Origin of the sequence: Clostridium sp. MCC353 (assembly GCF_018785315.1) — a bacterium.
Lineage (GTDB): Bacteria > Bacillota > Clostridia > Lachnospirales > Lachnospiraceae > CHH4-2.
This window is the reverse complement of record NZ_WQPN01000039.1, coordinates 66,816-90,489: the sequence shown is the minus strand read 5'-3', so window position 1 is coordinate 90,489 and position 23,674 is coordinate 66,816. Positions and strand designations below refer to the sequence as shown.

Here is a 23,674-nt window from a genome sequence, read left to right as displayed (position 1 = left end):
GGAAAGAGGAGAAAAACAGGCAAATATAATGATAATATAAGGGGGAATTTTTATGAAGGCAACAGCAAATGACAATGTATTGGATCGGGTATTTCATCTGTCGGAAAAACATACGGATGTAAAAACAGAAGTAATAGCGGGTATTACCACATTTATGACCATGGCCTATATTCTGGCGGTTAACCCCAATATCCTGGGTGTGGACGGGGCCGGAATGGATAACGGCGCCGTGTTTACGGCAACCGCGCTGGCCGCGCTGGTGGCAACCCTTTTGATGGCGGCGTTTGCCAACTATCCCTTCGTTCTCGCTCCCGGCATGGGGCTGAACGCGTACTTCGCCTATACGGTAGTCGGCCAGATGGGTTATCCCTGGCAGACAGCATTGGCAGCCGTATTTATTGAAGGCCTGATCTTCATCGTATTGTCACTGACCAATGTACGTGAGGCAATTTTTAACGCAATTCCAATGAATTTAAAACATGCGGTTTCCGTAGGTATCGGTTTATTCATCGCATTTATCGGTTTGCAGAATGCAAAAATCGTCGTGGACGGCGCAACATTAGTATCTGTTTTCTCATTTAAGGGAGCTGTTACAGGAGGAACTTTTAACAGCGTTGGTATCACTGTTTTACTGGCGTTAATCGGTGTTCTGATCACAGCGGTTTTAGTTGTAAAGAATGTAAAAGGCAATATCTTATGGGGGATTCTGGCCACATGGATCTTGGGCATTATCTGTGAATTAGTGGGACTTTACCAGCCAAACGCAGAGCTTGGGATGTTCAGCGTACTTCCTGATTTGAGCAGAGGATTTGGTATTCCAAGCATGGCTCCAACGTTTATGCAGCTCGATTTTAAAGGCATTTTTAGCCTGGATTTCTTCGTAATCATGTTTGCGTTCTTATTCGTGGATTTGTTTGATACACTTGGAACCTTAATCGGCGTAGCTTCAAAGGCCGATATGCTCGACAAAGACGGCAAGCTCCCTAAGATTAAAGGCGCATTGATGGCAGACGCAATCGGTACATCCGCAGGCGCTTTATTCGGTACATCCACAACCACAACGTTCGTAGAGAGCGCAGCAGGCGTGGCTGAGGGCGGACGTTCCGGTCTGACCGCAGTGGTAGCGGCAATCCTCTTTGGTTTATCCCTGTTCCTGTCACCGATTTTCCTTGCGATCCCGTCCTTTGCAACAGCACCGGCTCTGATCGTAGTAGGATTTTTGATGCTGACATCCATTACTAAGATTGATTTTGCAGACTATACGGAAGCGATTCCGGCCTATATCTGTATTATTGCAATGCCATTTATGTACAGTATCTCTGAAGGCATCGCAATGGGAGTCATTTCTTACGTTGTTATCAACCTGGCAACAGGAAAGGCTAAGGATAAGAAGATCAGCACCCTGATGTATGTGCTGGCCATCTTGTTCGTATTGAAATACATAATGCTTTAATTAAAATGAATGGAAAGGGGAGGTTATGCCATGGGAATTGGTAAAAACATGACGCGTGTAGACGCGTATGAGAAAGTGACCGGAGGCGCGAAGTACACTGCCGATCTGGAACCCCAGGGCCTGTTGACTGCAAAAGTAGTGCACAGTACGATCGCCAATGGTGTCGTAAAGAGTTTTGACCTGGAGGAAGCCCTGAAAGTGCCCGGAGTGGTTAAGATTGTGACCTGTTTTGACGTACCGGATTACCAGTTCCCTACGGCCGGCCATCCCTGGTCCGTAGAACCGGCCCACCAGGATATTGCGGACAGAAAGCTTTTGAACGCCAGAGTCCGCATTTACGGTGATGACATCGCGGCCGTAATCGCGGAAGATGAGATTGCGGCCAGCCGTGCGGCCCGGTTAATTAAGGTGGAATATGAAGTTTATGAACCGGTGCTGACTGTGGAAGATGCTATGGCTGAAGGGGCCACGGTCCTTCACGAAGAAAAGCCGGGCAATGTGATCGCCCATACCGGTTTTAAACTGGGAGACCTTACCTATGAGGAGGCCAAAGCTTCTGAAGAGGATTTAATAGAAATAGAAGGAAATTATGAAACACAGAGCGTGCAGCACTGCCATATCGAGACGCCGGTTTCCTACGCTTATATGGAAAAGGGCAGGCTGGTGGTGACCACCTCCACGCAGATTCCCCACATCGTCCGCCGAGTAATCGGCCAGGCGCTGGGAATCCCCTGGGGCGATATCCGGGTGATAAAACCCTATATCGGAGGCGGATTCGGCAATAAACAGGATGTTTTATATGAACCGCTGAATGCATTTTTGTGCCTCCAGGCAGGGGGCAGAGGGGTGAAGCTGGAGATATCCAGGGAAGAGACCCTGGCCTGCACCAGAGTGCGCCATGCCATCCGGTTTGAGACGAAGGCATTGGCCCGGAAAGACGGAACTCTGGTTGCACGTACATTTAAAGCCTATTCCAACCAGGGCGGTTACGGCTCCCATGCCCATGCCATTGTGGCCAACTCGGCCAATGAATTCAAACAGATTTACCACGATGAAAAGGCGCTGGAATCGGAATGCTGTACCGTCTACACCAACATTGCCACAGGAGGGGCAATGAGAGGTTATGGAATCCCTCAGGCTGCATTTGCCGCAGAATGTCTGGCTGACGATATGGCGGCGGCGCTTCATATGGATCCGTTGGAATTCCGTCTTAAAAACTGTATGAAGCCGGGGTATGAAGACCCTCACACCCATGTGAAATGCAATACATACGGCCTTCGTGAATGCATGGAAAAAGGCAGAAAAGCGATTCGGTGGGACGAAAAGAGGAATGCTTATGAGAATCAGACAGGGCCGGTAAGGAGAGGCGTGGGAATGGCCATTTTCTGTTATAAAACAGGCGTCCATCCCATTTCTCTGGAAACGGCTTCCTGCCGCATGGTTCTGAACCAGGACGGCTCCATCCAGCTCCAGATGGGAGCTACCGAGATCGGCCAGGGCGCCGACACGGTATTCACCCAGATGGCGGCTGAAGTGACTGGTATCACAGAAGACCGGGTTCATATCCTGTCCACCCAGGATACGGATATCACCCCATTTGATACCGGCGCGTATGCATCCCGCCAGACTTATGTCAGCGGCAAGGCGGTGAAAAAGACAGGAGAACTTCTGAAAAAGAAGATTTTGGAATATGCGTCTTATATGCTGAAACTGGATGCGGATGCCATGGATATCATGGATAACACGGTTGTCAGCAGAGAAAACGGAGACGCTCTGCTTTCTATGGAAGAACTGGCAACCACAGCATTTTACAGTTTGGACCGCTCGGTGCACATTACGGCGGAAACTACCAGCCACTGCAAAGAAAATACATTTGCAACCGGAGCCTGCTTTGCTGAAGTGGAAGTCGACATGCCGCTAGGCAGGATCAAGGTGCTCAATATTGTCAATGTCCATGACAGCGGCGTCCTCATCAACCCTAAACTGGCCGAAGCCCAGGTACATGGAGGCATGAGCATGGGGCTGGGATACGGTCTGAGCGAACAATTGCTATTCGATCCGAAAACAGGCCGTGCGTTAAATGACAATCTTCTGGATTATAAGCTGCCCACAGCCATGGACACCCCGGACCTTAAAGTGGAATTTGTAGAATTGGAAGATCCCACAGGCCCATTTGGAAACAAAGCATTGGGAGAACCGCCTGCGATCCCGGTAGCCCCGGCTCTGAGAAATGCAGTTTTAAATGCCACAGGCGTGGCGGTGGATTCCCTGCCTTTGGATCCCCAGAAACTGGTGGCGCATTTTAAAAATGCCGGATTAATTTAGAGGGAGGATGCATATGTACGATATTGAAAAATTTTATCAGGCATCGGATATAGATGATGCGGTCCGCGCTCTGGAAGCAGATCCGGAGGCTGTGGTGATCTCGGGAGGCAGCGATGTCCTGATTAAGATCAGGGAAGGAAAGCTGGCAGGATGTTCTTTGGTCAGCATTCATGGGATTAAGGAGCTGGAAGGCGTGAGGATGGAAGAGGACGGCACCATTGTGATCGGCCCTGCCACCACATTTTCCCATGTTACCAACAATGAAATCATCCAAACATATATACCAATTCTGGGAGACGCCGTGGATCAGGCCGGAGGCCCCCAGCTCAGAAATATCGGCACAGTGGGCGGAAATGTCTGCAACGGCGTAACCAGCGCGGACAGCGCATCCAGTTTCTGCGTTTTAGACGCGGCGCTGGTGCTGCAGGGCCCGAACGGAAGGCGTGAAGTGCCGATAACCGAATGGTATACCGGACCTGGAAGAACCGTCAGGGAACACGATGAGCTTTTGGTGGAAATCCGTATTAAAAAAGAGAGTTATGAGGGTTACGGCGGACATTATATCAAGTACGGCAAGCGCAATGCCATGGAAATCGCGACTTTAGGCTGCGCGGTCACTGTGAAACTGAGCGATGATAAGAAAAAGGTGGAAGATCTGCATATCGCCTACGGCGTGGCAGCCCCTACCCCGATCCGCTGTTTTGCCACAGAAGCCAGGGCAAAAGAAATGGAAACAGGTGAGGAGCTGTATCAGATGGTGGGCAGGAGCGTATTGGAGGAAGTGAATCCCCGAACCAGTTGGAGGGCTTCCAAGGAGTTCAGGCTTCAGCTTGTGGAAGAGCTTGGAAAGAGGGCTCTGAAACAGGCGGTGATCAATGCGGGAGGTGAATGTGATGCTTAAAATTATCCATATGATTGTCAACGACAAGCCGGTGGAACTGGCTGTAGACGACAGAGAATCCCTGCTTGAAACCTTGAGAAACCGTCTGGGCCTCACCAGTGTAAAAAAAGGATGCGAAGTGGGAGAGTGCGGCGCCTGTACCGTTTTGGTGGATGGAGAAGCCATAGACAGCTGTATCTATCTGACCATGTGGGCGGAGGGCCGCAGGATCATGACGGTGGAAGGGTTAAAAGGACCAAACGGAGAACTGAGCCCGATCCAGAAGGCATTTGTGGAAGAGGCGGCGGTCCAATGTGGATTCTGCACTCCGGGCCTGATAATGACAGCCGTGGAGATCGTGGGAACCGGGAAACGCTATAACCGCGAAGAACTGAGAAAGATGATTTCCGGCCATCTCTGCCGGTGTACGGGATATGAGAATATTCTGAATGCGATGGAGAGGATTGTGGAGGAAACTTATAAGGTGGTTGGAAAAGAGTAAGTCGGGCGGACTGGGACTGGAAAAATCAACAAAGAAATAAAAGAAAGAGATGAAATTAAATATAAAATAAAATATAAAACAGAGTGAAGCTGCGGAGAGTGAATTTTTGCAGCTTCACTCTGTTTTGCTAACGGTAAAAGGGCAGTTCAAGAGAAAAATATGTGGTGTACCTTCCTATTTAAGGAATCCCATGTTATAATTTGGTTGAAAATCAGATTGTGAGGCGGTAGGCTGAAAGAGGAGGAATATTATGAATATGCTGAAAAAGATCCCAATCACTCAAATAGAAAACATCAAAATCGGCCATGCCCAGGACGAAACCGGAGGGACGGGATGTACGGTTATCATCTGCGAAACAGGAGCTGTTACCGGAGTGGATATCAGGGGAGGCGGACCGGCGTCCAGGGAATCGGCTTTGCTCAATCCGGTGGCGGCCAATGACGGAGTCCACGCTGTCCTGCTCAGCGGTGGCAGCGCCTTTGGCCTGGATGCGGCAGGCGGTGTGATGGAGTATCTGGAAGAAAGGAACGTGGGTTTTCCGGTGGGAGTGACGAAAGTCCCGATTGTATGTGAATCCTGCCTGTTCGATTTGAGGGTTGCGGATTTTAAGGCACGGCCGGACAAAAAGATGGGCTATGACGCCTGCGTCGATGCGGAAAAAAACAGCCCGGGCCAGGGAAATGTGGGAGCGGGAACCGGAGCTACGGTGGGTAAATTCTACGGAGAGGCGGGAATGATGAAGTCCGGCCTGGGCATTTACGCGGTATCCCTGGGGGAGCTGAAAGTCGGAGCGGTTGTGGCGGTCAATGCGTTGGGAGATGTCTGCGATTATGAAACCAATGAGAAGCTGGCCGGGCTGATCGATCCTAAGACTGGTGAATTTACTGACAGTGAAGAGGCATTTTACAGAGCGTATGCCAATATGAAAGATCTTTTTACCGGAAATACCACCATCGGCGCCGTTATTACCAACGCAGGGTTTAGCAAAACCGAGATGACAAAAATCGCTTCCATGGCTCAAAACGGATATGCCAGAAGCATCCGTCCGGTGCATACCACCGCAGATGGCGACAGCATTTATGCCATGTCCGCAGGCGGGGTGAAAGCGGATATCAATGTGGTGGGAACGCTGGCCGCAAAAGTGATGGCTGAGGCTGTAAAATCAGCGGTTTTAGAAGCTGAAGGCGCTTATGGCTTGAAAGCGGCCCGGGATTTCGGGGCACAGATTAAAAAATAATGCCAGCAGATATATATTTGTCTGATATTTTTCTTCCATCTGAACTGTTATCATTAATGTGTTAAGAAAGAAAAAAATTGTTGCAATCCTCTGATAAAGGTGAGATAATTTACGCGTATGTGATTACAACATATTAAAGGAGGAAGAAAAATGAGAAAATTTTTAAGCGTTGTGTTAACAGCGGCCATGGCTGCGTCTTTAGCGGCGTGCGGAGGACAGGCTAAGACAGAAGAATCCAAGCCTGCAAACACCACGGCGGCAGAAGCGACAACCGCGGCGGAAGGGTCTGCTGCGGCAGCAGGAGATTCTAAAGAAGCTGGACAGCCGTCAGAAGCGGCAGCAGGCGAAGGCGTGGCGAAAGAAGATTTAAAAGTCGGCTTCATTTACATTGGCGATGAAAATGAAGGCTATACCGCGGCTCATTATGCGGGAGCCAAGGCAATGCAGGAAAAGCTGGGATTAACAGACGACCAGCTCATTATCAAATGGACCATTCCGGAGGATGAAACCTGTTATGACGCAGCAGTTGATTTGGCAGATCAGGGCTGCAACATCATTTTCGCAAACAGTTTCGGACATGAGCCGTATATGCTTCAGGCGGCGGAGGAATTCCCGGAAGTGGAGTTCTGTCATGCGACCGGCTATCAGGCTAAAGGAAGCGGACTGGCCAATATGCATAACTATTTCACCTCTGTTTATGAATCTCGTTACGTATCAGGTGTGGTTGCAGGTTTAAAATTAAACCAGATGATTGAAGAAGGCAAGATTACGGAAGATACCGCGAAAGTAGGCTACGTAGGCGCATTCCCATATGCGGAAGTTATCAGCGGTTATACGTCGTTCTTCTTAGGCGTCCGTTCTGTATGTCCTACTGCAACGATGGATGTAACCTATACAAACAGCTGGGCAAGCTTTGACCTGGAAAAAGAAGCTGCCGAAGCTTTGATCGCGGATAAATGCGTGCTGATCAGCCAGCATGCGGATACAACCGGAGCGGCTACTGCCTGTGAAGCGGCAGGGGTTCCGATTGTGGGATATAACATTTCCATGATTGCGACCGCTCCCACCCAGGCCCTCACTTCCGCCTCCATCGACTGGGCCCCATATGTTACCTATGCGGTACAGAGCGTAATGGAAGGAAAAACAATTGAACCTGACTGGTGCCATGGATACGCTGAGGGAGCTGATAAGATCACAGAACTCAATGAAGCATGCATCGCTCCGGGAACTGCTGAAAAGGTAAAAGAAGTGGAAAGCGCTATCATCGATGGTTCTTTAAAAGTATTTGATACTTCAACCTGGACCGTAAAGGGTGAAACGATGAATTCATGTGAGAAAGACGGCATCGAATACATATCTGACGGATATTTCCATGAATCAGAATTTGCGTCTGCCCCATCTTTCGATATCATCATTGACGGTATTACAGATTTAACCAAGAAATAAAAATAGAGAGAGGCGGAGCTGCCTGCTGGTAGTTCCGCCTTTTTAAAATGGAGGTCTGTCTGTGGGACAACAGATAAATGCGATTGAATTAAAGAATATCACCAAGAGATTTGGAAAAGTGGTGGCCAATGACAAAGTATGCCTTTCTGTCCGCAACGGGGAAATCTTGTCCATACTGGGAGAAAACGGCAGCGGCAAGACCACGCTGATGAACATGCTTTCCGGGATTTATTTTCCGGATGAGGGCCAGATATTTGTAGAAGGGCAGGAAGTCACGATCAAATCGCCAAAGGATTCCTTTGCTTTGGGGATCGGTATGATCCATCAGCATTTTAAGCTGGTAGATGTTTTAACCGCGGCGGAGAATATTATACTGGGGCTGCCGGGCAGAGAAATTCTGGATATGCAGGAAGTTGTAAAGAAGATAACTGAATTGGTTCAAAAATACGGATTTGAATTGAATCCCAACCAGAAGATATACGATATGTCGGTTTCACAGAAACAGACGGTGGAGATCATCAAAGTGCTGTATCGGGGAGCCAGAATCTTGATTCTGGATGAACCGACTGCGGTATTGACCCCGCAGGAAACGGATAAGCTGTTTGCCGTACTCAGAAATATGCGGGCGGATGGGCGTTCCATCATCATAATCACGCATAAGCTGCATGAAGTTTTGACCTTGTCGGACCGTGTATCCGTTCTCCGAAAAGGCCGGTACATAGGAACTGTGAACACTTGTGATGCGACGGCGGAATCGCTGACCGAAATGATGGTGGGCAAAAAAGTGAGTTTGGATATTGACAGACCAGAGCCAGTGAACCCGGTAAAAAGGCTGGAAGTAAATGGCTTGAGCTGTGTGAATAAAGAGGGAATCCCCACGTTGAGCGAGGCATCGTTTACCGCTTATGGAGGGGAGATTCTGGGAATAGCAGGTATTGCGGGAAGCGGTCAGAAGGAACTGTTAGAGGCGATTGCAGGGCTGCAGCCCATAAACGGCGGCCGGGTCACTTATTATCCGACGGAAGGAGAGGCGGAAGTGATCACCGAGAAATCGGCTGCTGAGATCCGCAAGCTGGGAATCCGCCTTTCTTTCGTGCCGGAAGACCGCCTCGGCATGGGGCTTGTGGGTTCCATGGACATGACGGATAATATGATGCTGAGGGGATACAACAAGGGAAAAAGCCTGTTTGTGGACAGAAAGACGCCGAGAAGCCTGGCGGAAAGCATCATAGAGAAGCTGGAAGTGGTGACGCCGGGAGTGTCCACTCCGGTGAGAAAACTGTCCGGCGGCAATGTACAAAAGGTTCTGGTAGGACGGGAAATTTCGTCAAATCCCACGGTGCTGATGGTGGCCTATCCGGTGAGGGGACTGGATATTAACTCCTCTTATACCATTTATCATCTGTTAAATGAACAGAAGCAGCAGGGCGTGGCCGTTCTCTGTGTGGGAGAGGATTTGGATGTCCTTTTGGAATTGTGCGACAGGATTCTGGTACTCTGTGGAGGAAGAATCAGCGGCATTGTGGATGCCAGGACAACAACGAAGGAAGAAGTAGGGCTTTTGATGACAAAGACCGGAAAGGAGGGGAACCATGAGTAAAGAAGGGGCTGTTAACCTGAATAAAGAGCCATTTGCCCACATTTCCAAGAGGGACGATATCTCGTTCTGGAAGGCCTGGGGAATCCGCCTGGCGGCTGTCCTCCTCTCTCTGGTGGTGTGTGCGGTTGTCATTTTTGCGCTCACAAAACTGAATCCGATTGAGGTTTATAAAGCTATTTTCAGCGGAGCTGTAGGAACCAGCAGAAGATCCTGGGTTACGATCAGGGATTCCCTGGTGCTGCTGATCATAGCCATTGGAATCACGCCTGCGTTCAAAATGAAATTCTGGAACATCGGAGCAGAGGGCCAGGTATTGATCGGAGGCGCTGCAACCGCGGCGGTTATGATCTATGCCGGGAATTCCATGCCTTCCGGGATGCTGTTTCTGGTTATGATTATAGCCAGTATTGCGGCAGGCGTAGTCTGGGGTCTGATTCCGGCGGTGTTCAAAGCCTATTGGAATACGAATGAAACTTTATTCACATTAATGCTTAATTATGTAGCCATGCAGATCGTCACATTCTGCATTGTTTTCTGGGAGAACCCGTCCGGTTCCAATACGGTGGGAACGATCAATTCATCCACGAAAGCGGGGTGGCTGCCTCCTTTATTCGGCCTCACCTATGGATGGAATGTGGTTCTGGTCCTGGCCATGACTGTGGGGATGTACATCTATCTGAAATACAGCAAACAGGGCTATGAGATTTCCGTGGTGGGGGAAAGTGAAAATACGGCCAGTTATGTGGGAATCAGCGTAAAGAAAGTGATCATGAGAACCATGGCCATTTCGGGCGGCATCTGCGGCCTGGCCGGGTTTCTGTTAGTCAGCGGCGCAGGCCATACCATCTCCACCAGTACGGCGGGAGGCCGCGGTTTTACTGCGATTATCGTGGCGTGGCTGTCTAAATTCAACGCGTTTGCTATGATTTTAGTATCCTTCTTTTTGGTGTTTATGCAGAAAGGAGCGATGCAGATCGCATCCCAGTTTAAGTTAAATGAAAATGCCTCCGATGTGATCACCGGCATTATCCTGTTTTTTATCCTGGGCAGTGAGTTTTTTATCAACTATAAAGTGGAATTCAGAAAAAGATGTAAGGAGGGCTGATGATATGGGAATTATCGCAATATTTCTTCAGAAGGCAATTGCCCAGGGCATCACGATTCTTTACGGTGCCTTAGGTGAAATCGTAACGGAAAAGTCAGGAAATTTAAATCTGGGTGTGCCCGGGATCATGTACATGGGCGGAATCGCCGGACTGACCAGTGCATTTTTATACGAGAATTCGGTGGAAACGCCAAACGGTGTGATTGGGCTTTTGTTATCATTTGCCTGCGCGTTTCTCTGTTCTGTTTTGGGCGGATTGATCTACAGCGTGCTGACCATTACGCTGAGGGCCAACCAGAATGTGACTGGTCTTGCGCTGACCACGTTCGGCGTTGGATTCGGCAACTTTTTTGGAGGGTCTTTATCCCAGCTGGCAGGCGGTGTGGGCCAGATTTCCGTGGCAGCTACAGGAGCTGCTTATAAAACGGCCATACCCGGCCTGTCTAAAATACCGGTAATCGGGGAAATCTTTTTCTCCTTCGGTTTTCTGACGTATCTCTGCATCGTTTTGGCGGTCATCCTGTCCTGGTTTTTATCAAGGACGAGGAAGGGGCTGAATCTCAGGGCAGTGGGGGAAAACCCGGGAACCGCGGATGCGGCAGGCATCAGCGTGACCAAGTATAAATACCTGGCAACCTGTATCGGCAGCGGGATCAGCGGCCTGGGCGGACTTTATTTCGTTATGGAGTATTCAGGCGGAACATGGACCAACAATGGGTTCGGCGACAGAGGCTGGCTGGCCATTGCACTGGTTATTTTCGCACTGTGGAAACCGGTTAATGCGATTTGGGGATCCATTTTGTTTGGCGGGCTGTACATTTTATATCTCTATATTCCGGGATTGGGAAGAAGCACTCAGGAGATATTCAAAATGTTTCCGTATCTGGTGACGATCATTGTGCTGATCTTTTCCAGTTTCAGGAAAAAGAGGGAGCATCAGCCGCCGGGAAGTTTGGGGCTGGCTTATTTTCGGGAGGAGAGGTAGTTTGTTGGCGGAAAGGACGCTGAGAGAATCCTTTCCGCCATGCTCCAGAACGGACGCGGACAGAAACAGGCGGCATGGCGGCTCCGGGTTTGCAGAGAGGGTAGGATTAAGACAAAAAGAGGCCGGAAAAGATGGGACCGGCGCCATTCGAAGAGAACTTCTTATAACTTCTCTTCGAATGGCGCCTTGAATGTTGATTTGGAAATACAACATTCACCCATCTTTTCCGGCCTCTTTTTGCCTAAATTTTACCGATCTCTGCAAACATGTCGCCGCCATACCGCCTGTTTCTGCCCGTGTCCGTTCCGGAGCATGGCAGAAAGGATTCTCTCAGCTGGGTATCTCAGGCCAGGGGAAAACTTAATAGATTGGTGTAGCCGAAAACTGTTTGAGATTAAAAAAGCAATTTGTTGCTGAACTAGTTTACAGGGAACAGGGCGCCGGAGGCGTCCGGGCGGAAGGTTTTGGGGGTGGTGAGCATTTGACCGTTTTCCTGGAGGTAATAGGTTTTGCCGTCGATGGTCAGGAAACCGGTGCACATGATTCCGTCAGTGTCTAAGTAGTACCAGCTTCCGTTATCGTTGAGCCAGCCGGTGAAACGGGCGCCTTCTTTAGTGTAATAAACCCAGTTTCCGTCTTCCTGGGACCAGCCAAAAGGAGGGAGCTGATCTTGGGCGGTACTGGCGGAGGAATCGGCAAAGAGCACCAGTTTTGTGGCTCTGTTGGCGGTCGGTTCGGTCCAAATCAGGCAGTTGTCTCCGGGTTTCAGGCTGCGGATGTCGATGTAGTTTCTGGTTAAGTAGGGCAGGAAGGTGCAGTCTGCGGGAAGTTCATAAACCGTGTCCCCGGATGTCAGAGTGCCTGCCGTCTGGTCCGCATTTAAAGTTATGCTGTCAATGGTGACGTATTCGGGAACTTTATAATCGGCTGGGATATTGCATAAAATCATGGATGGATTGCCTATCGGGGGAAGACTCATGGTTACAGCCGGGCCAATGTAGGCATAGATCAGTTCATTGTCCCTGATCTGATCCTGGGCCACAGGGAATCCGGTTACTGCATCCAGGATCCGGGTATGCTGAGCGGAGATGTTAAGAACCAGTTCCTGGCCGTAGCCGTTTTGATCGTCTCTTCTGATGGTCAGACGGTTGTTTTCATTTTGGGTAACAGGGCCGTATATCTTTAGCTGTTCGGCGCCGCCGGACGATACGGCGGCGCTGGCGGATGCGGCGTTTCCCGTGAATAAAATTGCTGACATGCAGGCGCAGGCCAGCAGTGATTTTGATAATTTTCTCATAATCTTCCTCATTTCCGCAGGAGATTGAAATCCCTGCATTTTTGATGAGTTAACTATATCAGGTATTTCCGGAAATTGGAATTACGAAAGGCTTACAATTTCTTTCGTAATTCCAAACTATTGCTGTGTTTTGCGGAAATAGACGAATACAAAATATTTTACAATGCAGAATACTGCAAATAAGGAAGAAACAAATTCCGCAGACGGAACAGCCAGCCATAACCCGTTGATTCCTAAAAGGACAGGCAGAAACAGGATGGCCAGGATCTCTGCGATAAAGGTCCGCAAAAAGGAGATGGATGCGGAAATCAGGCCATTTGACAATGCGGTAAACAAGGCCGATGCGAAGATGTTAATTCCCGCAAATAAAAAGTTCCAGATGAAGATCCGGTAGCCGTGGAGGGTCAGCTCATAGAGGGCATTCCCTCTTCCTGTGAAGACCGCGACTACGAATTCGGCGGTAATGAATGCGGTCAGCACCACAAAAACAGTAGCGGTGATAACCAGAAAGGAGCATTTTTTAAAGAGTCCTCTCAGTTCTTCTTTGTTGCCGCTGCCGTAGTGGTAACTGAATACCGGCGCGATTCCGTTGGAAAATCCTATGTGCAGGGCGGCGAACAGAAACTGGGTGTACATTACCACACTGAGGGCGGCGACACCGTCTTCCCCGGCCAGCGTCATCATGGATTTATTGAACAGAAATACGATAATTCCCGACGCCACGCTGGATACCATTTCTGAGGAACCGTTGGATAGGGTCTGTAAAATGGTTTGGGCCTCATACCGGAAACGGGCAAAACGAAGTTCTCCCTCATTTCTATAGAAGAACAGGAAGGATGGGATGCTGGCTACCAGACAACTGATGCCGGTGCCCAAAGCCGCCCCGATGATTCCCAGATTCATAGGCACAATAAAAATATAATCCAAAACGATATTTGAAATTCCGGCCGCTACCGTTAAAAATAATGACAGATTAGGCTGTCCCGCCGTAACCAGCAGCGTCTGGAAAATAATCTGAAGAATGGAAGCCCACAGGAAAATGGAATAGACCCTGAGATATTTTGTACATTCTTCGATCAGACGTTCGCTGGAACCGAGAAGCAGGGAAATTTCCCGGGAAAATGCTACCAGCAGCACAGAACAGATGATACCCCAGGCAAATGTGAAGGCGATGATCAGTGAAAATGATTTCCGGGCGCCTTTTACATTTCCCTCTCCCAGTTTTCTTCCTATTACGGCGCTTCCTCCGGTTCCCATCATAATTCCGATGCCGTTGGTCAGATTGATAACCGGAAGAACGATGTTGATCGCCGACAAGGCGTCGCTGCCCACGAAACGGGACACGAATATGCCGTCCACAATTGTATATAAAGATGTAAAAATCATGGTCAGGATGCTGGGCAGTGTGAAAAGCAGAATATCCTTTGTTGTAAAATGTTTCGAAATTGAGTATTTCAAGTCTGTTACCTCCCTGTAAGTTGTGATACAATGAGGAGCATATAGTATGGGGTAACCCAACGGTCAAGAGGAAACGTTAAAAATATTCCCGATGGCTAATTTCTCACCCCTAAATTTGTGCCGGAGCCATAAATTTGAACTGGATTTGAACTTTTCAGGGCGTTGTTATGCAGCGCAGAATTTGTGCAGCGCAGAATTTGTGCAGCGCAGAATTTGTGCAGCGCAGAATTTGTGCAGCGCAAAACTTGTGTTACGCAAAATTTGCGTTTCGCAAAACTTGCGTTACGCAAAACTTGCGTTACGCAGTACTTAAAAAAATTGTTCCGGCAGGGAAGGATTTATATTATATGAAAAATGAGAATTTATTTCCAATAGGAGAATTTGCCCGTCTGTGCGGGGTAAAAAAAGATACGCTGTTTCACTATGATAAAATTGGCATATTAAAGCCGGAGGTGATCGCTGAAAATGGATACCGTTATTATTCCTACCGCCAATTTTCCACATTTGACATCATTGCCTGTTTGAAGGAATGCGGCACACCTTTGCGGGAGATCAAATCCTATATCGATAACCAGGACACGGAATATTTCTTAGATATTTTACAGGATAAGGAGCGGATTCTGGAGGAGGAGCAGGCCAAAATAGAGCGGATGCGCCGGGTGATGAAAAATACTGTGGCTATGACGAAAAAAGCTCTGACTGTGGAATCCGGGACCTGCGGAATCGAGGAATGCGGGGAAGAACACATGCTGGTCACTGAAAAACTTTGTATTAAGGAAGGAAGTCCGGCGGATCAGATGAATGCAATAGATCAGTTGTTTCATGTGATCGAAGAAATCAAAATGCAGGAAGAGTTTCCCATAGGATCCATTGTGCTCAAAGAGCATCTGCTGGAGGGCGAATTTATAGAAGATTATTATTACTGCAAAATATCCGGTTCCGCGGATCATCCCCGGTATTTAAAAAAGCCTGCGGGAACTTATGCGTTTATCTATCATGTCGGCCCTTACCAGACCCTGCCGGAATCTTACCGGAAACTGATTGCGTTTATCGGTTCACAGGATTACGGAATACGTGGAAATGGTTATGAGCAGGAGATGATGAACCATCTGGCTGTGAAGGATCCTGAAAAATATGTGCTTAAAATATCCATTAAAATCGGGAAATTGGATTGAGGGATTTCGAACAGGTAAATAGCTGCCGGGCGGCGAAAAAAGAAAACAAATTGATGAATGCTCAAACAGATTTTATGGAAAGATAAAAGGTGAAACTGCGGTTTGCAGGAAGATTTTTGTACATTGTTAATTTTCTCGAACAAGTGTTTGCAAAATAAAATAGATTGTGATATGATGGGTTCCATAGCATATTGAATATCTTATTATGAGGAGTTAAAGAATGGCTAAGCAATACATCAAGATACGGGGTGCCAATGAGCACAATTTAAAGAATATATCCCTTGACATACCAAGGAATGAGTTAGTGGTACTGACCGGCCTCAGCGGTTCGGGCAAGTCCTCCCTTGCGTTTGATACGATTTACGCGGAAGGGCAGCGCCGTTACATGGAGTCGCTGTCTTCTTACGCCCGCCAGTTTTTAGGACAGATGGAAAAACCTGATGTGGAGAATATTGAAGGGCTTTCTCCGGCCATTTCCATTGACCAGAAGTCCACCAACCGTAATCCCAGATCCACAGTGGGAACGGTAACGGAGATCTATGACTATATGAGGCTTTTATATGCCAGAATCGGCATCCCCCATTGCCCTAAGTGCGGGAAAGAGATTAAAAAACAGTCGGTGGACCAGATGGTGGATCAGATCATGTCCATGCCGGAGCGCAGCAGAATTCAGCTTCTGGCCCCCGTAGTCCGGGGACGGAAAGGGGAACACGCCAAGGTTTTGGAACATGCCAGAAAAGGCGGATACGTGAGGGTGCGTGTGGACGGCAATATGTATGAGCTGTCGGAAGAGATCAAGCTGGATAAGAATATCAAGCACAACATTGAGATTGTGGTAGACCGGCTTGTGGTGAAAGAAGGGATTGAGAAACGCCTTACGGATTCTATCGAGACGGTCATGGCTTTGTCGGACGGTCTGATGACCGTGGATGTGACGGACGGGGAACCTGTTAACTTCAGCCAGAGCTTCTCCTGTCCTGATTGTGGAATCAGCGTGGACGAGGTGGAACCCAGAAGCTTTTCCTTTAATAACCCCTTCGGCGCGTGTCCGGACTGTTTCGGACTGGGATATAAGATGGAATTTGATGAAGACCTGATGATTCCTGATAAGAGCCTGAGCATCACACAGGGAGCTATCGTTGTGATGGGATGGCAGTCCTGCGCGGATAAAGGAAGCTTTACGCGGGCGATCCTGGATGCGCTGGCAGAAGAGTACCATTTCAGTCTGGATACCCCATTTGAAGAATATCCTAAGGAAATCCATGATGTGATCATCCATGGAACGAAGGGAAAGGAAGTAAAGGTTCATTATAAAGGACAGAGGGGGGAGGGCGTTTATGATGTGGCCTTTGAAGGCCTCCTTATGAATGTGGCCCGCCGCTACCGTGAGACGTATTCTGAATCTTCCAAGGCGGAATATGAGACATTTATGAGAATCACCCCCTGTCCCGGCTGCCGCGGCCAGAGGCTTAAAAAAGAATCCCTTGCGGTCACTGTGGGGAATAAGAATATCTATGAAGCCACCAATATGTCCATTGTTAAGTTCAGAACCTTTTTAGAGAATCTTGAACTGACTAAGATGCAGACAGCCATTGGTGAGCAGATTTTAAAAGAAATCAAGGCAAGAGTTACATTTTTGATCAACGTTGGCCTGGAATACCTGTCCTTATCCAGAGCTACAGGGACTTTATCCGGCGGTGAGGCCCAGCGTATCCGTCTGGCAACCCAGATCGGTTCCGGGCTGGTGGGAGTTGCGTATATTCTGGACGAGCCCAGCATCGGCCTTCATCAGAGGGATAACGATAAACTGTTAAAGACCCTGCTCCATCTGCGGGATCTGGGCAACAGCGTCCTGGTGGTGGAACATGATGAGGATACCATGCGTGCGGCGGATTTCATTGTGGATATCGGTCCGGGAGCGGGAGAACACGGCGGCCAGGTGGTGGCTGTGGGAACGGCAAACCAGATTATGAAGTGTAAAGAATCCATCACAGGCGCTTATCTCAGCGGGAAAATTAAGATACCGGTGCCGGAGGAACGCCGTCAGCCAACGGGGTATCTGAAGGTAAAAGGGGCGGCAGAGAACAATTTGAAGAACATCGATGTCACCTTCCCATTAGGGGTTATGACCTGTGTGACCGGAGTTTCCGGTTCAGGAAAGAGTTCCCTGGTCAATGAAATCCTATATAAAGCGCTGGCTAAAAAACTGAACAGAGCCAGGACAATTCCCGGAAAGCATAAGGGAATGGAAGGGGTGGAACTGCTGGATAAGGTTATAGCCATCGACCAGTCCCCCATCGGAAGGACGCCAAGGTCCAATCCTGCCACCTATACAGGAGTATTTGATCTGATCCGGGATCTGTTTGCATCCACTTCCGATGCGAAGGCAAAGGGTTACTCAAAAGGACGTTTTAGTTTTAATGTAAAAGGCGGACGGTGTGAAGCCTGCAGCGGTGACGGTATTATCAAAATTGAGATGCATTTTCTGCCGGATGTCTATGTGCCCTGTGAAGTCTGCGGCGGAAAGCGCTATAACCGTGAGACGCTGGATGTGAAGTATAAAGGTAAGAGCATTTATGATGTTCTCAATATGACTGTGGAAGAAGCGTTGAAATTCTTCGAAAATGTACCGTCCATTGCCCGTAAAATATCAACATTGTACGATGTTGGACTTTCCTATATCCGATTAGGACAGCCGTCTACGGAATTGTCGGGAGGCGAGGCCCAGAGAATTAAACTGGCAACCGAACTGAGCAAGAGAGGGACGGGAAAGACGATCTATATTTTGGACGAGCCCACCACCGGCCTTCATTTTGCGGATGTCCATAAGCTGGTGGAGATTTTGAGAAAACTGTCTGACGGAGGAAATACGGTTATCGTGATCGAACATAATCTGGATGTGATCAAGACTGCGGATTATATTATCGACATCGGCCCGGAAGGCGGAGACAAGGGCGGAACGGTAATTGCCCAGGGAACACCGGAAGAAGTGGCCGAATGCCCGTGCTCTTATACCGGACAGTACGTTAAAAAATATTTATAAAAAATTCTTGCCAACAAAAAACTCTTATCATATAATATAGAACATTATGAAACAATGCGGGCCAAATTAAGTCTGCCATTGCATATAGAGGACATAATACAGAGGACATAGGAGGAAAATTTGTGGATAGAGAGATGATTATTGTGCTGGACTTTGGCGGACAGTACAATCAGTTAATTGCCAGAAGAGTCAGAGAATGCAGCGTGTATTGTGAAGTTCATCCGTATACTTTGAGCTTGGACGAGATCAGGGAGATGAACCCCAAAGGGATCATCTTTACGGGCGGCCCCAACAGCGTATATGGAGAGGATTCTCCGCGCTGTGAAAAAGAGATCTTTGACTTGGGCATCCCGATTCTGGGGATTTGCTATGGTTCTCAGCTTATGGCCTATATGCTGGGCGGTAAAGTTACCACTGCCCCGGTCAGCGAATACGGAAAGACAGAAGTGGATGCGGATGGAAGTTCTGTGATCTTTAAGGGAGTTTCATCTAAGACGGTCTGCTGGATGAGCCATACCGATTATATTGAGAAAGCACCAGAGGGCTTTAAAGTCACAGCCCATACCCCGGTTTGCCCTGTAGCGGGAATGGAATGCGGGGAGCGTGGATTATATGCGGTGCAGTTCCATCCGGAAGTCATGCATACTCAGGAAGGCAAGAAGATGCTTTCCAATTTTGTATATGATGTGTGTAAGTGTTCCGGTGACTGGAAGATGGATTCTTTTGTGGATACTTCCATCAAAGCGATCCGCGAGAAAGTAGGAACCGGAAAAGTGCTCTGCGCCTTATCGGGCGGCGTGGATTCTTCTGTGGCCGCTGTTATGCTGGCAAAAGCGGTGGGAAAACAGCTTACCTGCGTGTTTGTGGATCATGGACTTCTTCGTAAAGACGAGGGGGATGAAGTGGAAGCGGTATTTGGCCCCAGCGGCCCATATGACTTGAATTTCATCCGCGTAAACGCACAGGAACGCTTTTATGAAAAGCTGGCCGGAGTGGAAGAGCCGGAAGCAAAACGCAAGATCATCGGTGAAGAATTCATCCGCGTTTTTGAAGATGAAGCGAAGAAAATTGGAAAAGTGGATTATTTTGTTCAGGGAACCATTTATCCGGATGTGATCGAATCCGGCCTTGGCAAATCCGCAGTGATTAAATCCCACCACAATGTGGGCGGACTTCCGGAACATGTTGATTTTAAAGAAATTATCGAACCACTGCGCCTGCTGTTTAAGGACGAGGTGCGAAAAGCCGGTTTGGAACTGGGAATACCGGAATACCTGGTATTCAGACAGCCATTTCCGGGCCCCGGACTGGGCGTCCGCATCATTGGCGCTGTGACGCCGGAAAAGGTGAGGATTGTACAGGAAGCGGACGCGATCTACAGGGAAGAGATCGCAAAAGCCGGAGTGGATAAAGATCTGGGCCAGTATTTCGCAGCGGTTACTAATATGCGCTCTGTGGGCTGTATGGGCGATGAGAGGACATATGATTACGCAATCGCATTGAGAGCAGTTTTGACCTCTGATTTCATGACTGCGGAATCCGCAGAACTACCTTGGGAAGTGCTGGGGACGGTTACGCGCAGGATTGTGAATGAGGTGAAGGGCGTGAACCGGGTGCTGTATGACTGTACCGGGAAGCCGCCGGCTACGATTGAATTCGAATAATAGAGAAAAGTCCAGGAACCTAGTGTTTATGCGGGTTCCCGGGCTTTTTTTATGGCCCGTGACATTGCTGTGACATTATTTTTTTGAAATTTGGTATTTTTAGGTCGCCGCGCTGCTATGCCGGTACCGGTCGGGAAGCACGCTTGCAAGGGAATTGATTAATTTGAGATCCTGTGATAAGATTTCCGTATGAGCACCGTGTACAGGGTGGCAGCCTCCCATCTTACCAAAGAAGGGAGGTGGTGTGGTATGGGGACATTTGAAATTTTGAGCTTGCTCTTTTTGGGCGGCACGTTCCTGATCGCATTACTGACCTACATAGACAGGCATAATAAGAAATAAAAAATGCCTACCCTGTCAGCCAAACAGGATAGGCGCGTCCTCATGAGGACGTAACTTGAACGCTGGGCTTCCACCTTGTGGGCGGTTGCTCTTTTGCTATACTCATTATACATCAGAAAAAAAGAAAATGCAAGCAGAGGGAAAGCTCCGGATAGCGTTACTTTACTTTACTTTCGGAAACAAAAGATAGAATTCACCCATATGGCAGAATTAAGATTTGTTCCTTCTAAGTTATCATATTTTGTCTGTTTTTTCTACCGCCTCTTTTCTGCTATATTCTGTGACAGGTCATGTGGCTCTTTTTCCCCTTTCAGCATGGCTGCTACGAAATTTTCAATTTCCTTGATGTCATTTTCGATAAAATGTAGTATACCATTATGAATAGAAAGCACTTTCCTTTGTTGTGATCGTATTTCGCAAATTAAAACATACCACAAAGCGGTGCTTTCTTTTTTTGTTTTTGATAGTTTACATAATTTACCATCAACTAATTATCTGAAAGTAATGTTACGCTAATATTCAATCCTATCACCAATTCGTTGTTCATCATTTATGATATTCTTAAATTTCCGATTCCCTCCAACTGCATAGTGAAAATATTATATTAGTCACGTACTGCCATATTGATTCTAGTGTCTTCATGATCTCCGCTGACCCCATCTATTTAGAAAATAGAAAAAACGCGCAAATCAAAAAGGGGATAGTGAAACTCCATAAAAGTTTATATAAAATTAATAGACTTACTGGTCTGTTTGTGATATATTGTAAAAACAGACCAGTAAGTCTATTTCAAGGAGAATATGCTATGAAACGTGAAGAAAAAAATTTAATCAGCTTACAAAAAATTTTAGAGTATGCAACGCAGGAATTTGCGCAGAGAGGTTATGGCCTGAGTTCTGTCAACACTATTTGTAATACGGGGGGCATTTCCAAAGGAATTCTTTATCATTATTTTAAGGATAAAGACGAACTATATTTGTCATGCCTGAAAACTTGCTTCGAACGATTGACTGCCTTTCTGAGAGAAGAGGCAACGGATATCCAAGGATCTGTTGACGAATGTTTGGAACGTTATTTTAATGCGAGATTGATTTTTTTGAGAAAAATCCTCAGTTATGCCCCTTGTTTTGTGAGGCAGTTATTACGCCGCCTGTCCATTTGAAAGATGCGATTTGGGAAATCAGAGAGGATTTCGATGCACTGAATGTTTTTGTACTGACTAATATGCTGGAAAAAGTACCGCTCCGGCCGGATATCACGGTGGATGAAGTGGTTAAGATATTCCGGCTGTATCAGGACTTTATTAACGCGCGGTATCAGATGGGCAACTTTGAAGAAGATGGATGGAAGCAGCATGAACAGATTTGCAGGCGGTCCCTGCATGTTCTGCTGTATGGCGTGATAGAAAGGGGGAACGGGCATGAAGAGAGCTTCTGCTAATAATCAAGAATCTATTTTATCTGACATTGAGCCTGCAAAGGCAATTATCAAGCTGGCTGTTCCCGCTACCATGGCACTGCTGGCAAAGGCTGTCTATAATATAGTAGATACAGCATATATCGGAATGCTGGACAGTGATATCGCCCTCGCTGCTGTGGGCGTCACTCTTCCTCTGCTTCTCATTATGGTTTCAGTGGAAAATATCTTTGCGGCAGGCGCAGCAGTGCTGGCAGGCCGGCAGCTGGGAGCGAACGATAAAGAGGGAGCTAACCGCATAGTGACAACTATAGTCGGCCTCTCCATGTTGATTGGTATTTGCCTTTGCATTTTGGGGATAATTTACATGGAACCGCTGTTGCAGGCGTTCGGCGCCTCCGAAGCGGTTCTTCCTCAAGCGAAGGATTATGCGTTTTGGATGTTTATAGCCGCCCTGTTTAATCTTCCGGCTCAAAGCCTTAACTGCGCGGCCAGAGCGGAATCTTCCGTAAAAATATCCTCTATCGCGGTTATCTCCGGAGCGCTGCTGAATGTAGTGCTGGATCCGGTATTTATGTTTTCCTGGGGTTTTGATATGGGAGTAGAGGGGGCGTCCCTTGCCACTACAATTTCCCAGTTTGTGACCTTTGGCATTCTGATGTGGTTCTATCTGGGCGGACATTCCATTATTGAAGTCAAACCGCGCTATTTCAGGCCTTCCTTCAGTTTGGTATGGAGCGTTATGTCCATTGGAATTCCCACAGCAGTCATACAAATCTGTCTTGCTGTTGCAACCTCGCTGACTAATATCGCCGCAAAGCCTTTGCCGGATGCAGATCTCATCATAGCAGCTTACGGTGTGGTGCAGCGGTTGATACTGATCGGCTGCTATGTGGTTATGGGGTTTATGCAGGGATATCAGCCGGTAGCTTCCTATGCTTTTGGAGCTAAAGATGAAGAGCGCTTCCATCAGTCCGTGCGGTTTGCGTTAAAAGGCTCTCTGCTGTTGACTGTGGCAGTGGCAGCAGTATATATTCTGCTGGCCCAGCCCCTTATCCTGCTGTTTAACCGAAATCCGGCCGTAGTGGAGTTTGGTAAGTGGCTGTTGATTTCGCAGGTAGCGGTTTATCCTGCGTTTGGCTTGTGTTACATGATGACGATTACATTTCAGACCATCGGGGCATCGAAGATGGGGCTGCTTTTGTCTATGATCCGTCAAGGTGTATTTTATATTCCGTTTATTCTGTTTTTGCCACGCGTATTTGGAGTGTCAGGCATCTATTTTTCACAGCCTGCTGCAGATGTGCTGACCATACTTTTGTGCGTCCTTCTTATAAAACCGATGAAGAAGACTGCATCAAAAATGATGGATAAAACAGGGAAGAGGACGTAAAATAATTCCCATTTAGGTGGGGGAAAATTATGAAAAATAAGACTAGACTATGAAATGATATTTCGTATATAATATTTTTCACGAAAAAACAATAGCAACTTGTGATCAAATATGCTTTATAATCGTCTAATTCTGCAAAAATATTGTTATTTCATGTCATTTATGGTATTTTGGGGTTAGTGAGACAGCTTAGAAATAACGGCCGATGAAAGCGATAAATCACTAATAATTACATATTACATTTCTTAATATCATATCTGTTATAATCTATGTTTTCTAAAAAACAGCGTCTGGTTTCCAGGCGCTGTTTTTATTTCATAGGAAAGTTCATCCTATGAAATAAAAAGCCCTCC

Annotated in this window: 18 protein-coding genes; 16 read left to right on the top strand and 2 right to left on the bottom strand. The window is 47.7% G+C overall.

From position 1 onward, the window contains the following. Nucleotides 1-52: 52 nt before the first annotated feature. From GPL15_RS09365 to GPL15_RS09325, 9 genes are all read left to right on the top strand, one after another. Nucleotides 53-1,453, top strand: a complete 1,401-nt coding sequence (locus tag GPL15_RS09365; RefSeq protein WP_215698275.1) for an NCS2 family permease — start codon at nt 53-55, stop codon at nt 1,451-1,453. A gap of 30 nt (nt 1,454-1,483) precedes the next feature. Then, the gene (xdhA, locus tag GPL15_RS09360; protein ID WP_215698273.1) at nt 1,484-3,778 is read left to right on the top strand and encodes a xanthine dehydrogenase subunit XdhA; all 2,295 of its coding nucleotides are present in this window, start codon (nt 1,484-1,486) and stop codon (nt 3,776-3,778) included. A 13-nt stretch (nt 3,779-3,791) separates the two neighbouring features. Further along, complete coding sequence (xdhB, locus tag GPL15_RS09355) at nt 3,792-4,679, top strand: xanthine dehydrogenase subunit XdhB (protein ID WP_215698271.1); 888 nt, start codon at nt 3,792-3,794, stop codon at nt 4,677-4,679. Continuing rightward, nucleotides 4,672-5,160 carry a xanthine dehydrogenase subunit XdhC gene (gene xdhC / locus GPL15_RS09350; protein ID WP_215698269.1) on the top strand — a complete coding sequence of 163 codons (489 nt, stop codon included), beginning with the start codon at nt 4,672-4,674 and terminating at the stop codon, nt 5,158-5,160. Before xdhB ends, xdhC begins: the two co-directional genes overlap by 8 nt. Before the next feature lie 259 nt (nt 5,161-5,419). Continuing rightward, nucleotides 5,420-6,397 (top strand): P1 family peptidase, encoded by a 978-nt coding sequence (locus tag GPL15_RS09345; RefSeq protein WP_215698311.1) that lies wholly within the window; start codon nt 5,420-5,422, stop codon nt 6,395-6,397. A 150-nt stretch (nt 6,398-6,547) separates the two neighbouring features. After that, on the top strand, nt 6,548-7,843 hold the full coding sequence (locus GPL15_RS09340; RefSeq protein ID WP_252198243.1) for a BMP family ABC transporter substrate-binding protein: 1,296 nt from the start codon (nt 6,548-6,550) through the stop codon (nt 7,841-7,843). Between the two features lie 61 nt (nt 7,844-7,904). Continuing rightward, on the top strand, nt 7,905-9,443 hold the full coding sequence (locus tag GPL15_RS09335; RefSeq protein ID WP_215698267.1) for an ABC transporter ATP-binding protein: 1,539 nt from the start codon (nt 7,905-7,907) through the stop codon (nt 9,441-9,443). Then, nucleotides 9,436-10,548, top strand: coding sequence for an ABC transporter permease (locus tag GPL15_RS09330; protein WP_215698265.1), 1,113 nt, complete (start codon nt 9,436-9,438; stop codon nt 10,546-10,548). Before GPL15_RS09335 ends, GPL15_RS09330 begins: the two co-directional genes overlap by 8 nt. A gap of 4 nt (nt 10,549-10,552) precedes the next feature. Next, nucleotides 10,553-11,533 (top strand): ABC transporter permease, encoded by a 981-nt coding sequence (locus tag GPL15_RS09325; RefSeq protein WP_215698263.1) that lies wholly within the window; start codon nt 10,553-10,555, stop codon nt 11,531-11,533. 418 nt (nt 11,534-11,951) lie between these two features. Here GPL15_RS09325 and GPL15_RS27390 read toward each other — a convergent pair whose 3' ends face one another. Both GPL15_RS27390 and GPL15_RS09315 read right to left on the bottom strand, forming a co-directional pair. Next, a complete protein-coding gene (locus tag GPL15_RS27390; RefSeq protein ID WP_252198242.1) occupies nt 11,952-12,830 on the bottom strand; it encodes a hypothetical protein in 879 nt (292 codons plus the stop codon). 117 nt (nt 12,831-12,947) lie between these two features. Next, nucleotides 12,948-14,288 (bottom strand): MATE family efflux transporter, encoded by a 1,341-nt coding sequence (locus tag GPL15_RS09315; protein WP_215698261.1) that lies wholly within the window; start codon nt 14,286-14,288, stop codon nt 12,948-12,950. 347 nt (nt 14,289-14,635) lie between these two features. Between GPL15_RS09315 and GPL15_RS09310 the strand changes: the two genes are divergently transcribed. The 7 genes from GPL15_RS09310 to GPL15_RS09290 all read left to right on the top strand — a co-directional run bounded on the left by GPL15_RS09310 (nt 14,636) and on the right by GPL15_RS09290 (nt 23,321). Continuing rightward, entirely contained in the window at nt 14,636-15,463 is an 828-nt protein-coding gene (locus GPL15_RS09310; protein WP_215698259.1) for a MerR family transcriptional regulator, read from the top strand. Nucleotides 15,464-15,683: 220 nt separating this feature from the next. Beyond that, nucleotides 15,684-18,506 carry an excinuclease ABC subunit UvrA gene (gene uvrA / locus GPL15_RS09305; protein WP_215698257.1) on the top strand — a complete coding sequence of 941 codons (2,823 nt, stop codon included), beginning with the start codon at nt 15,684-15,686 and terminating at the stop codon, nt 18,504-18,506. Between the two features lie 122 nt (nt 18,507-18,628). Further along, on the top strand, nt 18,629-20,170 hold the full coding sequence (gene guaA, locus GPL15_RS09300; protein WP_215698255.1) for a glutamine-hydrolyzing GMP synthase: 1,542 nt from the start codon (nt 18,629-18,631) through the stop codon (nt 20,168-20,170). A 249-nt stretch (nt 20,171-20,419) separates the two neighbouring features. Next, nucleotides 20,420-20,512, top strand: coding sequence for a putative holin-like toxin (locus GPL15_RS27385; protein ID WP_227031483.1), 93 nt, complete (start codon nt 20,420-20,422; stop codon nt 20,510-20,512). An 805-nt stretch (nt 20,513-21,317) separates the two neighbouring features. Next, nucleotides 21,318-21,674: a TetR/AcrR family transcriptional regulator gene (locus tag GPL15_RS27380; protein ID WP_252198241.1), complete on the top strand. Its 357-nt coding sequence runs from the start codon at nt 21,318-21,320 to the stop codon at nt 21,672-21,674. Further along, complete coding sequence (locus GPL15_RS27375) at nt 21,671-21,952, top strand: hypothetical protein (protein ID WP_252198240.1); 282 nt, start codon at nt 21,671-21,673, stop codon at nt 21,950-21,952. The genes GPL15_RS27380 and GPL15_RS27375 overlap by 4 nt, the downstream gene beginning before the upstream one ends. Beyond that, nucleotides 21,933-23,321, top strand: a complete 1,389-nt coding sequence (locus tag GPL15_RS09290; RefSeq protein WP_215698253.1) for an MATE family efflux transporter — start codon at nt 21,933-21,935, stop codon at nt 23,319-23,321. Before GPL15_RS27375 ends, GPL15_RS09290 begins: the two co-directional genes overlap by 20 nt. Nucleotides 23,322-23,674 lie beyond the last annotated feature (353 nt).

Bases quoted from the DNA above. Each gene is read 5' to 3' on its own strand.
- GPL15_RS09365 (WP_215698275.1), top strand. From the start codon at position 53: ATGAAGGCAACAGCAAATGACAATGTATTGGATCGGGTATTTCATCTG.
- xdhA (WP_215698273.1), top strand. From the start codon at position 1,484: ATGGGAATTGGTAAAAACATGACGCGTGTAGACGCGTATGAGAAAGTG.
- xdhB (WP_215698271.1), top strand. From the start codon at position 3,792: ATGTACGATATTGAAAAATTTTATCAGGCATCGGATATAGATGATGCG.
- xdhC (WP_215698269.1), top strand. From the start codon at position 4,672: ATGCTTAAAATTATCCATATGATTGTCAACGACAAGCCGGTGGAACTG.
- GPL15_RS09340 (WP_252198243.1), top strand. From the start codon at position 6,548: ATGAGAAAATTTTTAAGCGTTGTGTTAACAGCGGCCATGGCTGCGTCT.
- GPL15_RS09330 (WP_215698265.1), top strand. From the start codon at position 9,436: ATGAGTAAAGAAGGGGCTGTTAACCTGAATAAAGAGCCATTTGCCCAC.
- GPL15_RS09325 (WP_215698263.1), top strand. From the start codon at position 10,553: ATGGGAATTATCGCAATATTTCTTCAGAAGGCAATTGCCCAGGGCATC.
- GPL15_RS27390 (WP_252198242.1), bottom strand. From the start codon at position 12,830: ATGAGAAAATTATCAAAATCACTGCTGGCCTGCGCCTGCATGTCAGCA.
- GPL15_RS09310 (WP_215698259.1), top strand. From the start codon at position 14,636: ATGAAAAATGAGAATTTATTTCCAATAGGAGAATTTGCCCGTCTGTGC.
- uvrA (WP_215698257.1), top strand. From the start codon at position 15,684: ATGGCTAAGCAATACATCAAGATACGGGGTGCCAATGAGCACAATTTA.
- GPL15_RS27385 (WP_227031483.1), top strand. From the start codon at position 20,420: ATGGGGACATTTGAAATTTTGAGCTTGCTCTTTTTGGGCGGCACGTTC.
- GPL15_RS27380 (WP_252198241.1), top strand. From the start codon at position 21,318: ATGAAACGTGAAGAAAAAAATTTAATCAGCTTACAAAAAATTTTAGAG.
- GPL15_RS09290 (WP_215698253.1), top strand. From the start codon at position 21,933: ATGAAGAGAGCTTCTGCTAATAATCAAGAATCTATTTTATCTGACATT.